The following is an 11,944-nucleotide window of genomic DNA, read 5'->3' as shown; positions in this document are numbered from 1 at the left end:
GCCCTGGGCTAGGCATGCGGGGCGCCCTCAGGTGGGGGTACTCGCGGTTGTGTTCCCGATGGGTTCGCCTGGGTCAGTGAAAAGTCGCATTCAGGCCATGTGATAGGGGCGCATTCGTGGCGTTCTACCTGGTCTCAGGCTGAATCCACCGGCTCCGGGCGGACCAGCCCGAGCCGCATCACCTCATTGGCCAGTCGTCCGCGCCGGTTGGTCCCGGGGGAGATGTCGAACTTGCGGTAGAGCCGCAGCAGATGCTGCTTGACGGCGCCCTCGGTGACGACCAGATCCTGCGCCATCTGCCTGGTGGACAGCGGGATGACGAACACCCCCGGGGTGCCCGCCGAGCGCGACAGGGCCCGCAGCACATCCCACTCCCGCCGGGTCAGGTCCGGGGGATCAGGCATGACGATCTCGGCGGTGTGGTCATGACCCGACGGTCCGGCCGCGGTCTCGATCGCGAACTCGATCAGCGCCCGGGCGTCGTGGACGCGCACCCCGGCGGCTCCGAAGCGCAGGACGTCGCCGTCGTGCAGCACCTGCCGACCGACCGGCCGGCCGTTGACCTGGGTGCCGTTACGGGACAGACCCTGGTCCCAGACGTAGAGGTAGGGGCCGCGCCGGATGATTTCGGCATGCAGCCGGGACACGCTGGGATCGTCGAGGAGCACGTCCACTCCCGGCCCGCGACCCACCGTGGTGACCTCCGGGCACAGCGGAACGACCTCACCGGTGACCTCAATCCGAAGACTCGGCCCGTTCACGTTCTCCGACCTCGCTTTCCTGCGTGCGCGATAGCGTCGTTCGCGGCTTATCTCCCTGGGGTAATCCCCCGCCAGCCAGCAGTAACACACCATCCGCGTCGATCTTCGCGTGGTCGTCGACGCGGGCCGGAGGGCGGCCCGGTGGCCGGTCGGGTGGCTACCGGGCCACGCTGTGGGCCAGGTCGGCCTACCGGCTGACCGCGCGGCCGGTCATGCTGGTTGGATAGGTCGCGCCGTCCAGTGGCATCGTGGCCGGGCGCCGCCATCCGTGGCGGTCTGTCCGGGTTCTGGCCGCGGGGATGGCATCTGCCGTGCAGGACCGGCGCCGGAGGTGGGCTGCGGTGGATCCAGGTGGCCACGACCGCGGCGGCAGCGGCTACCAGAGCCCCGAGGGGTCGGCGGTGCGTGCGCGGGCCGCTGTCTGGCCGCCCGGCGTTCCCGACAGCGATGCCGAGACGACCACCCCGGTGCGCACCTCACGGCGTCGACCGGCCGCCAGCTCGCCCGGCGTCGATCAGTCAGCGCGGGACCAGCGCCCGTCGCCCGGTGGCGATGTGCCCGGTGGCGATGTGCCCGGTGGGGACGTGCCCGGTGGGGACGTGCCCGGTGGGGACGTGCCCGGTGGGGATGCGTCCGGTGGTGGTGCGCGGCAGCGGCAGAGCCGTGGCTTCGGGCTGGTGGCCTGGTTGCGCCGGGAAGTGGTCTTCGCCGTCGTCCTGGTCGGCGTGGCCGGTGGGTTCGGGCTGGTCTTCCAGAACCGGTGGCGGCGAGGCCTGCTGCTGATCGGTGTCGTTCTGGTGGTGGCGGGCTGCGCCCGGCTGGCGTTGCCGGCGCGGCGGGTGGGCCTGCTCGCGGTGCGCGGCCGGGTGTTCGACACCCTGCTGCTGCTGGTGCTGGGCGGGGCGGTGATCGGACTCACCACCGCCGTGCCCTACCTCGGCCCCTGAACGCCAGTGCGCACCGTGTGACGGATGGTCCCGGCGTGGGCCCGCCCGCCCGGCCGCCGCTGCCGGCCGCCGTCGCGACCCGCCGCCGCCCACCGGGAGCGGACGATCAGCGCCGGCCGGCCATCGCGCGCCGCACGGCCAGGCGGGTCAGGGTGCTCGCCGGAATCGTGCCGCGGCCAAGTCCGAGTTCGACCAGCGAGTCGTACAGTTCGGTGCGGGTCCGGGCGGCCCGGGCGGCGGCGTCCATCATGGTGGCGCTGCGTCCGACCAGGCCGGCGAGCAGCGTGGTGTGCCGCAGGTGGCGGCCCAGCTCGGCGTCCAGCGATCGTCGGTAGAGCCGTCCGGCGCCGGCTGGCTGGCCCGCGCTGACAGCGGCCTGCCCGGCGAGCATTCCCGACAGCAGGGCGTAGTAGATGCCCTCTCCGGTCAGCGGGTTGATCAGGGACGCGGCGTCGCCGACGAGCAGGACCGGGCCGGACGGCTGGCGTGGTCGGTGGGTGGACAGCGGCAGATGGTGGGCCCGCAGGGTGTCCGGTTCGGCCGGGGTGTGCGGGAGCATCCGTTCCAGGGTGCGGTGCAGCACGGTCTTCGCGCTGGCACCGTCGTCTCCGGGGGCGAGCCGGGAGCGCAGCATCCCGTAGCCGATGTTCGCCCGTCCGTCGCCGATGGGGAACGACCAGGCGTAGGCGGGCCAGCCCTCGTCGGTCATGTGGATGAACAGCTCGGCCGGACCGTCCGTGGCGGGCAGCGCGGCGTACGCGCGCACGGCGATCGCCATCGACTCCGGTGGGTTGGCCACCAGGCCCAGGCCGCGACGCACGACCGAGTTCGCGCCGTCGGCACCGATGACCACCCGGGCGGCCAGCGTCCCGTTGACGACGACGACGGGTTCGCGTCCCCGCCCGTCGGGCCGTGGCCGCTCGGCGAACTCCAGGGTGCGTACCCGCCGCCGGATCAGCATGGCGCCACGCGCCCTGGCCGCGGCCATCAGCCGGGCGTCGAAGACCAGCCGGGGCACGACGTAACTGGCCCGACTGGACGGTGTGGCCACCTCGGCGCCGCCCGGTGTGCGCATCCGCATCCGTTCCACCGCCCGGTAGCCGGCGACCGCGTCGGTCACACCCAGGTCGCGCAGAACGTCGAGGCCGTGCGGTGCGATGCCGTCCCCACAGGTCTTGTCGCGGGGGAACGCGGCGGCATCGGCCACCACGACGTTCGCGCCGGGACGTTCCCGCAGGGCCGCCAGCGCCGCCGCGCATCCGGCCGGACCGCCGCCGACGATCAGCACGTCGATCGTGCCGGTCGGGGCGTTCTCCGGTTCGTCGACGCGCACGATCGGGGTGGCCATGGTGATCGTGCCGGCGTCCTTGGCCGGGCCGGCCGGGCCGACCGGGCTGGTGGGGCTGGCCGCGGTGATCGAGTGGATATCCTCGCCCGAATCGGGCGAATCTGACGAATTGGGCGAGCTGGGCGGACTCGATGAGCCCGATGAGCTTGACGACGACGGCGGGATCTGCACGATCGCCAGTCTCGCAGCCGCCCCCAGGGTGCGTGGCGAGCGCCCCGCGGCAGCCTTCGACCCGTCGGGTGAGCCCGCCGGATGGGCCCGTCCGGTCGGGCGAGTCCGGCCGGGAAACCTCGTACAGTGCGGGACGTGGACGCACTGGAACAGGTGGCGCGGTGGCCGGTCGAGACGGCCGCGGTCTGTGTGCTTCGGCGTGAGCCCGCCGGGGTGCGCGAACTCGGGCGGGTGGGCCCGGCCGACCATCCGTTTCGGCTGGCGTCGGTGTCGAAGCTGCTGACCGCCTACGCGGTGCTCATCGCGGTGGAGGAGGGGGCGATCGGCCTGGACGATCCGGCCGGGCCCCCGTCGTCCACGGTGGCGCATCTGCTCGCGCACGCGTCCGGGCTCGAGTTCGGTGGTGAGCGGGTGCTGGCCGCCCCGGGAACCAGGCGGATCTACTCGAACACCGGCATCGAGCGGCTCGGCGAGGCTGTCACCGCGGCCACCGGGATCGCGTTCGCCGACTACCTGACCGAGGCGGTGTTCGACCCGCTGGGGATGGCCGGCGCCCAGCTGACCGGCTCGCCGGCCCACGGTGTGCACGCCACCCTGGACGACCTGCGCCGATTCGCCGCGGAACTGCTCGCTCCCACCCTGCTCTCGGTGGGCATGGTCGCCACCGCCACCTCGGTCGCCTTTCCCGGGCTGTCCGGGGTGCTGCCCGGTTTCGGTCGCCACGAACCGAACGACTGGGGCCTGGGCTTCGAGATCCGTGGACACAAGCAGCCGCACTGGACCGGGCGCACCAACGCGCCCGACACGTTCGGTCACTTCGGTCAGGGCGGCTCGTTCCTGTGGGTGGATCCCGCGGCCGGCCTCAGCTGCGTTGCTCTGAGTGACCGCGACTTCGGTGACTGGGCCCGTGCGGCGTGGCCACCCCTGGCGGATGACATCGTCGCCGCGGGCCGCGTACCGGCGGCGGATTCGGCGTTGTGACCGTCCGCGACGGTCAGCCGGTGTGGCCGTCGCAGGGGGACGTACGGGACGTCCAGCGCGTTTGACCAGTTCGGGATGGACGTGTTGCCCGATTTTCGGATGGTCCGCGCGGGTGGGCCGCCTGGTCCGGCAGTCCGCGGGTGACGGACGGCCTCGGTGGGCCATGATGTCGGCATGCAACCTTGCCGACACCGATCCCGCCGGCCGGCCATCGATCCCCCACCCGCGTGGATGCCTACACGCAGGGTGACGGCGCTCGGGGTGCAACCTGGCGGGGTCGACCGTGCCGTGCTGTCGGTCGCATGAACGGATACCCGGTTCCGGTGTCAGTGACGGGCAGCGACGCCGCACGGGCCCAGGACGCCGCACGGGCCCAGGACGCCGCACGGGCCCAGTCGGCGCCGCTCGCTGACGAGACGGCGCCGTCGTACGGCGCGGATGTGACGTTCGCGGGCCGGCCGGCGATGACCACCACCGTCCGGGCGGCGGACCCGTTCCGCACGTCCGAGGCGGCGGGTCTGGCCGACATCGGCGTGGCGATCGGCATCCCCGAGCCCTACCGAACCCAGTTGCAGGACTGGCGGGAGCGTCTCGGTGACCCCAACGCCGCGTTGATCGTCCCGCATGTGACGCTGCTCGGCCCGACCACGGTCCGCGTCGCCGACCTGCCGGCGATCGAGACGCACCTGGCCCGTGCCGCCGAGACACCCGAGCCGTTCACGATCTGGCTGCGTGGGTCGGGGACGTTCCGCCCGCTGTCACCGGTGGTGTTCGTCGCGGTGGTGGCCGGCGCGACGCAGTGCGCGAGCCTGGCGGCCGCGGTGCGTTCCGGCCCGCTGGAGCGGCCCCTGACCTTCGACTACCACCCGCATGTCACGGTCGCGCACGACATCCCCGCGGACGGCCTCGATCGTGCCTACGCGGCGCTCGCCGAGTACCAGGCCCGGTTCGACGTCAGCGGGTTCGGCCTCTACCGACGCGGCGCCGACCAACGGTGGCGGCCCCTGCGGTTCTTCGCGTTCGGCGCGCCCGGGACCGAGGTGGGGACCGGGTCTGAGGAGGAGCCGCGGGCTCAGGAGGGTCGGCGCCGGGGCGCCTCGTAGGTCCGCTCCCGCGGTGCTTCGCGCGGCAGGTCGTAGTACAGCTCGTCGGTGTGGGCCTCCCCGCGTCCGGCGGGATCGGGACGCGGGGGCGCGGGCGGCCGGCGGACCGGAGCGGTGGACCGATCGATGGGCCGGCCCGTCGACGTGCGTCCGAGACGACGGTCGGTGGCCTGGTGGTCGGGACGGTAACCGGGTCGGTTCGGGCGTCGCTCACGTGACAGCGGTGGTCGTTCGACCCGCCCGGGCCGGACGCCGCCGTCGTCCTGCGCGGCGAACCGGGCCCGCATCGCCGCCGCCCGGGCCGCCCGGGCCCGCCGGGTCCGCCGCCCGAGCCGTCGGGTGGCCATGGTGAGCAGGAGGGCGGCCACGGTCAGGCACACCGCGATCCAGGTGGTCGGGCCGATGCTGTGCAGGATGCCGCCGTGCTCGTCCACTTTCGGCGCCGGCAGGGCGTCGGCCCTGGGTGCCGTCCGGGCCGACGCGCCCGCGGGCCCCGCGCCGGCCGCGCTCGCGGCCAGCCCGGTCGCGGCGTCCGGCAGGTAGCCGACCGGGGTGATCTGGCTCCCGTGGGCGAAACCCCAGTCGAGCAGGGCGCGTGCGTCGCGGTCGAACTCGGGCGCGGTGCGCAGCAGGGCGACGACGAGGGTACGGCCCGCGCGGGTGGCGGCGCCCACGAAGGTCGCCCCGGCGGCGACCGTGTAGCCGTTCTTCACCCCGATGGTGCCTTCGTACCGGTTGAGCAGCAGATTGTGGTTCTGGATCTCGAAACGCTGGTCGCCCCGGCCGGGCAGGGACACGCGCGGGACTGTCAGGTACGGGCGTACGGACGGCTCGTGGATCGCGGCCCGCCCCAGCACGGCCAGATCATGGACGCTGGTCAGCTGGCCGGGGCTGTCCAGCCCGGTCGGGTCGCCGGCGACGGTGTCGTGGGCACCGAGCGAGCCGGCGAGGGTGTTCATCCGCGCCAGCACCGCCGTCGACCCGCCGTCCGCGTCGACGAGGGCCACGGTCGCGTCGTTGCCGCTGGAGATCAGCATCGCGGTGGCGAGGTCGTGCAGGGAGTAGCCGACTCCGGGCACGAGCCCCACCTTGGTGCCATCCACCTGGGACGAGTCCGGCCCGACGGTGACGACCTGGTCCGGCGGCAGGTTCGGCAGAATCGTCAGGGCAGTGAGGATCTTCATGGTGCTGGCGGGCATGTCCCGGTCATGCAGATGCGACGCGGCGAGAATCGCCCCGCTGTCGGCATCCGCGACCACCCAGTCCTTGGCGGTCAGGTTCGCCGGCGGGGCGGCCGCGTCGCCCGTGCGCGGCGGGGTCACCGCGGGCGCGGCTGGTGCCGGAACGGGCGCCGCCGACACCGGCGCGCACAGCGTCAGCGTGAGCAGCGCACCGGCGGCGAGCAGGGCCCAGACGCGACGTTTCGCGCCGCGGCCCGTACGCAACGTGCGGCTCGCTCTCACTGCCGAAGACGAGGCAGGATGAGAGTGATACGACCGGCCGGCACGCACCTACTGAACGCTACTGGTTTGAGCCGGCCCGCATCGGGCAGTCGGCCGACGTGTCGCGGACGGGTGCCCACCGGCGGCTAATCCCCCTTTTTCGGACGTTCCGTCCCTCTGTGGGTGGCTCCGGCGTAGGCCGCGGTCCGGTGATGTGCCCGTCCGGTCGAGGTGCGGGTGTTGGTGCGGGCGGCGACCCGGGCCGTCGGAAGGGCGCCGGTGTGCCCCGTCCGGGCGGCCGCGGGGGTGGCCGCGGCGACAGGTGTGCCAGGTGTGACGGGTATGCCAGGTGTGACGGGTGCGGCCGGTATGTCGGGTGCGTCCGGTGCCGGGTGGGGGTCGGCGGACGGGGCGCCTTCGGTGCTCCCCTGGTCGTCCCCGCGGGTGTCCGCGCGGGGTGTCAGGCGGGGGCCCTCGTCGGTCGTGGGCAGACCGGTCGTGGGCAGATGAGCCGCCAGCAGCCGTTCCAGATCGCCGCGGAAGGTCTCGAACTGGCCGGCGAGTTCGCCGCGGACGTACTGCCGGGTGGCCGCCTCGCTCTGGGCGAGCCGCAGCGCCGCGACCTCGCGGGTGAGGAACTCGGTGTCGTCGCGCATCCGTCCGGCGACGGCGCGATCCTCGGTCAGGCTGGCCCGGTCCCGGTCGTCCTGGCGGTTCTGGGCCAGCAGGATGAGCGGCGCGGCATACGCGGCCTGGGTGGAGAAGGCCAGGTTCAGCAGGATGAACGGGTACGGGTCCCAGCGCATGAGCGGCACGGCGACGTTCAGCCCGATCCAGACGATCACGATGCCGGTCTGGATCGCCAGATACCGTCCGGTCCCCAGGAAACGGGCGATCGTCTCGGCTATGCGGCTGGCGTTCTCCCGGTCCACCCGGGGCAGCAGGGTCACCCGGCTGGTACCGGGAAGATCGAGCCGATCGGTGCGGGGCCGGCGGCGGCCCGTGTTGCGGGTTGCGGTGATGGCCATGACAGCTCCCCCTCCGCGCGCCGAGGAGATCGTCCGGGCGCGCGTTATTCGAGCAGGCCGCGCGCATGCTGAGCGCGATGCGACGGCCTCAGGTCGACTCACGATGCTGATCGACCGCACCTGCTCGTGCCCTGCCTGAAACGGACATCCAGCACACCCGACACACGCCATCGTGCGACCTGCGTGGGCGCGCGAATCCGCCCGCGGTGCCACGCCAGCCCGGACGGAACGCCCTGCGACTGTTCACGGCAGCGGAACAGGACCCGGATCGCGACCACGCGCTGCTCACCTGGGTGAACGGGTACGTGGGAGGACCAGGATCGGCTCGCAGCCGGCCTTCCCAGGCAGTGCCCCGGGGAGTCGTCACCCGGGTTTCATGGACGTGGGCTGGGCGTCACCGGCCGCGGGCGCGAAGCGCGCTTCGGGACCGGGCCGCCACAGCCGGAGTCAGCCTCGGCTGTCGTCCAGGAGCAGGAAGCGGCCGTTACTGGAGCACCCGCCAGAACTCACAGCGGCCACCTCCTCGCGCTGGTCCTCCATAGAGGAAGTTTCGGGGGCCTGTCAAGGATAACCGCAGGGTGGATGCCCGTAACTGCCGGGTCTTCGTGATCTCCGTCGCCAACAGGGCGGGACGACGAAAGACAACGTGCGCCGAGGTTCCGTCCTGAGGCGTTGCACGCGCGGGCGGGGGTAGGCACCGGCGCGAAACGGCAGAGGCGGAGGGGTCGATGAAGGTCAATGGATGCGCTCGGTGCGGGCAGCTGGTCTTTTTTGAGAACTCCGCGTGCCTGCGCTGCGGAGCGCCCCTCGGCTTCGACCCGGACCAGGGCCGGGTCATCACGCTGGTCACCGGCCGATCACCCCAGCTCTCGACTGCCACCGAGCCGTCGGTTGGCACCGAGCCGTCGGTTGGCAGCCAGCCGTTCGCTGACGCACGGTCGGGGTCGGCCACGGCGTACCTGGAGCTGCCGCCGGTGGCGGTGATCGCCGCGGCGATCGGGCGGACACCTTTCGACGGTGCTGGCGGGCAGGCCGGGGCCGAGGCGGTGCACCAGGTGGCCTCGCCGACGCTCGTGCGCCTGGTGACCGCCACGGATCTCATCGACCGGGCGATCGGAGCCGACCCGATCGCCGAGGACCTGCTCGACGGTGTCCCACCCGAGCGGCGGCGCTGGTTCCAGCGCTGTGCGGCCAGCGAGCGGGCCGGCTGCAACTGGCTCGTGCCGGTGCCGGCCAGCGCGGCCGACTCGTCCGCTGTGGGGGAGCTGTGCCGGTGCTGCCGGCTGACCCGGACCCGCCCGGCGGACGACGACCCGACCGGACGGGACCGGTTCGTTCGCGCCGAGGCCGCCAAGCGACGGCTGGTGGCGCAGCTGCTGGAACTCGGCCTTCCGGTCGTCGCGCAGCGGGACGACCCGGTGCGCGGGCTCGCGTTCGATCTGCTCAACAGCTCCGAACACGCGGTGGTGACCGGTCACAGCGACGGTCTGATCACACTGGATCTGGCCGAGTCCGACGACGCCCACCGGGAGCGGGTCCGCCTGCACCTGGGGGAGCCGTACCGCACCCTGCTCGGGCACTTCCGTCACGAGATCGGCCACTACTACTGGGAGGCCCTGGTCGAGGCCGACCCGGCGCGCACGGCCCGGTTCCGGGAGCTGTTCGGCGACCCGGACCTCGACTACGGCGCCGCCCTGGAGCGGCACTACGCCCAGGGGCCGCCGCCGAACTGGCGGGACACCTACGTCAGCGCCTACGCGACGATGCATCCGTGGGAGGACTGGGCCGAGACCTTCGCCCACTACCTGCACATCCGCGACACCCTGCGGACGTCCGCGGAGTTCGGCCTCCAGGTCGCGGGCCCCGACCTGGCCGCGTTCGGAGTGCCCTCGAACAGCCTTTCCGCCGAGCCCGCCGACGTGTCCGACCTGTACGGCCCGCCTGATCCGTGCGACCTCACGAACCTCTCCGACGGTGCCGATCCCTGGGGCACGGCCCATCCCAGTGACCCGGTCGCTCTCCAGGGCTCTGTCGCTGCCGGGGGTTCAGCCGCTCCCAGGGATGCGGTCGGTGGCGCTGGGTCGGTCGGTGCCAACGGATCAGACGGTTCGGTCGGGCGGGCGTCGATCCGTGCGATCATCGATCAGTGGCTGCCGCTGACCTACGCGCTCAACGCCATCAACCGGAGCATGGGACGTGACGACCTCTACCCGTTCGTCCTGACCCCGGCCGTCCGGGCGAAACTCGACTTCGTCCATGAAATGATCATGGACGGGGCGCGGCCGGACGGGGCGCGGCCGGATACAACGTCCGCAGCATCGGGATGAAGGTGCGCACGAGCGGGTCGGACGTCGTCGGTTCCGGCCCGCCCAGCACCACGAAGCCGTGCCGCGTGTAGAGGCGGCGGGCCGCCAGGTTCCCGGGGGCCACCCAGAGCTTCACGGCCTCGGCGCCGACCCGGTACGACCAGTCGAGCGCCGCCAGCACCAGCGCGTCGGCGCCGCCCTGCCCGCGGACCCGCGGCGCGATCCACATCGAGGCCAGCTCCCGCAGCCAGGGCCGGTTCGACGGGGTCAGCCCCTGCAGCAGACCGACCGCCTGATCGCCGTGCTGGGCGAGGACGATCAGGTCGGTGGTCGAGTCGGTCGCGGCCCGGGCCAGGCGAGTCCACTCGTCGGCGGGCCACGACGACAGGACCTCGGCGGTGTGCCAGAAGGCCATCGCGGCGTCGGCGACCGAGGCCAACCGCAGCCGGCGCAGCAGCGGCCCCTCGTCCGCGGTGATCGGTCGGACCAGGATGTCCCCGGTGCGACGAGCATGCTGACCACCCGCGGGGCCTGCCACTCGGGTCCGCGGCCGCGGTCGGTCCTCCGGTCGCGGCCGGCCCTCCGACCGTGGTCCGTCTTCCGGCTGTGGTCCGTCTTCCGGCACGTCGGAAATGTCCCACAGTCAGTCGGCCGTGGCCCCCGGTACGGAGTGATTGTTGTGCGGGTTGCGCTTGATGTTGGGCGTAATCGGCGCAACCTTTAGCCCAAACGGCTCCCGAGCGACCGGGGGAACGCGGATACTGATCCACACCGGCCGGGTCGGCGGAGGGGTCATGTGATGGTGTTCCAACGTGGGTAGGCCGGTCTCACTGATCGTGCGGCCGGATGGTCCCTCCTGGTCGGCGTGGTCGCCGCAGTGTCCCGGGCTCGCCATGGTGCAGCCGGCCGCGGCGGAGCTGCGCGACGTGCTGCCCGAGGTGCTCAGCTGGTACTTCGGTGAGGACACCGAGATCGAGTTCCAGGTGCACCACGAGCGGGAGCTGCATGGTGTCGTCCTGCGGGTCGCCCAGGACGGGCAGCTCTACGACCGGGAGCGCCTCGCCGTACAGTTCACCGACGCGCTGGAGGAGTCCGGCCAGCTCGCGCGGGTGCGCTCCGAACCGGTCAGCGGCGGCGGTGAGGTCACCCTTGTCTGCGCCCTGCAGTCCGATCGAGTCTCGTGGCTCGCGGCCCAGATGGACGACGACGACGTGCTCGTCGCGCTGCTCCCCGTCGCCGAGTCGATCCTGTGGGCCGTCCCGGTAGGTACCGGCACCGGTGCTGATCGTGATGACGCGATCGTCGCGCTGGGGGCGTACCCCGGTGAGACCACCCTCGGCGAGGTCGCCAGCACCTTCGCCGGTCCCCGCCAACATCTGCGGATCTGACGAGCCACTCGGCGCCGCGACCCGGCACCCCGACCCGGTAGCCCTGACGGGATCGGGTGGGTGAGCATGGCAACCATGCGCAGGATCGTCATTCTGGGCCGGGGCGGCGCCGGCAAGTCAACTCTGGCCACCGAACTGGGTCGGCTCACGGGGCTGCCGGTCATCGAGCTGGACAAGCACTTCTGGCAGCGAGGTCTGGTCGCGACACCGCCCGAGGAGTGGGCGGCCGTCCAGGCGATTCTCGCCGCGCGCGACGGCTGGATCATGGACGGCGACCTGGGCCCCTACGACGTTCTCCCCGTCCGGCTGCGGGCGGCGGACACCGTCATCGTGCTGGACTTCGGCTTCGCCCGGTGCGCGTGGCGCGCGGTCCGCCGGTCGTGGGAACGCGCCGACTTCTGGCGCTGGGTCTGGAACTATCGGCGTACCAGCCTGCCCCAGGTCATCGGATTTGCGCCGTGGATACCCT

At 72.7% G+C, this 11,944-nt stretch carries 11 protein-coding genes; 6 read left to right on the top strand and 5 right to left on the bottom strand.

What is annotated here, in order from left to right; genetic code table 11:
* Positions 1–134: 134 nt before the first annotated feature.
* A complete protein-coding gene (locus tag G6R24_RS12710) occupies positions 135–761 on the bottom strand; it encodes an FHA domain-containing protein (protein ID WP_163549460.1) in 627 nt (208 codons plus the stop codon).
* Between the two features lie 341 nt (positions 762–1,102).
* Between G6R24_RS12710 and G6R24_RS22360 the strand changes: the two genes are divergently transcribed.
* Entirely contained in the window at positions 1,103–1,708 is a 606-nt protein-coding gene (locus G6R24_RS22360) for a DUF3017 domain-containing protein (protein WP_225438462.1), read from the top strand.
* A gap of 106 nt (positions 1,709–1,814) precedes the next feature.
* Here the strand turns inward: G6R24_RS22360 and G6R24_RS12700 are convergent, their stop codons facing one another.
* Complete coding sequence (locus G6R24_RS12700) at positions 1,815–3,056, bottom strand: NAD(P)/FAD-dependent oxidoreductase (RefSeq protein ID WP_163549459.1); 1,242 nt, start codon at positions 3,054–3,056, stop codon at positions 1,815–1,817.
* A gap of 306 nt (positions 3,057–3,362) precedes the next feature.
* Between G6R24_RS12700 and G6R24_RS12695 the strand changes: the two genes are divergently transcribed.
* On the top strand, positions 3,363–4,208 hold the full coding sequence (locus G6R24_RS12695) for a serine hydrolase domain-containing protein (protein WP_192029125.1): 846 nt from the start codon (positions 3,363–3,365) through the stop codon (positions 4,206–4,208).
* 323 nt (positions 4,209–4,531) lie between these two features.
* Positions 4,532–5,311 carry a 2'-5' RNA ligase family protein gene (locus G6R24_RS12690; RefSeq protein ID WP_225438461.1) on the top strand — a complete coding sequence of 260 codons (780 nt, stop codon included), beginning with the start codon at positions 4,532–4,534 and terminating at the stop codon, positions 5,309–5,311.
* Here the strand turns inward: G6R24_RS12690 and G6R24_RS12685 are convergent.
* Positions 5,281–6,756: a D-alanyl-D-alanine carboxypeptidase family protein gene (locus tag G6R24_RS12685; protein ID WP_225438460.1), complete on the bottom strand. Its 1,476-nt coding sequence runs from the start codon at positions 6,754–6,756 to the stop codon at positions 5,281–5,283. The two genes, G6R24_RS12690 and G6R24_RS12685, sit on opposite strands and share 31 nt — an antisense overlap.
* Before the next feature lie 143 nt (positions 6,757–6,899).
* Positions 6,900–7,781, bottom strand: coding sequence for a DUF1003 domain-containing protein (locus G6R24_RS12680; protein ID WP_163549456.1), 882 nt, complete (start codon positions 7,779–7,781; stop codon positions 6,900–6,902).
* Between the two features lie 728 nt (positions 7,782–8,509).
* Here G6R24_RS12680 and G6R24_RS12675 point away from each other — a divergent pair.
* Positions 8,510–10,108, top strand: a complete 1,599-nt coding sequence (locus G6R24_RS12675; protein WP_163549455.1) for a zinc-binding metallopeptidase family protein — start codon at positions 8,510–8,512, stop codon at positions 10,106–10,108.
* On the opposite strand, the gene G6R24_RS12670 is transcribed toward G6R24_RS12675, so the two are convergent.
* A complete protein-coding gene (locus G6R24_RS12670; protein WP_225438459.1) occupies positions 10,047–10,625 on the bottom strand; it encodes a GNAT family N-acetyltransferase in 579 nt (192 codons plus the stop codon). The genes G6R24_RS12675 and G6R24_RS12670 overlap by 62 nt on opposite strands.
* 274 nt (positions 10,626–10,899) lie before the next feature.
* Between G6R24_RS12670 and G6R24_RS12665 the strand changes: the two genes are divergently transcribed.
* Positions 10,900–11,475 (top strand): hypothetical protein, encoded by a 576-nt coding sequence (locus G6R24_RS12665; protein WP_163549454.1) that lies wholly within the window; start codon positions 10,900–10,902, stop codon positions 11,473–11,475.
* Between the two features lie 66 nt (positions 11,476–11,541).
* Positions 11,542–11,944 (top strand): P-loop NTPase family protein (locus tag G6R24_RS12660; protein ID WP_225438463.1); only part of this gene is annotated, 403 nt, incomplete at its 3' end.

This window comes from Candidatus Frankia nodulisporulans (assembly GCF_902806475.1).
In the GTDB taxonomy this organism is placed as follows: Bacteria; Actinomycetota; Actinomycetes; order Frankiales; family Frankiaceae; genus Frankia; species Frankia umida.
This window is presented reverse-complemented; position numbering and strand designations above follow the sequence as displayed.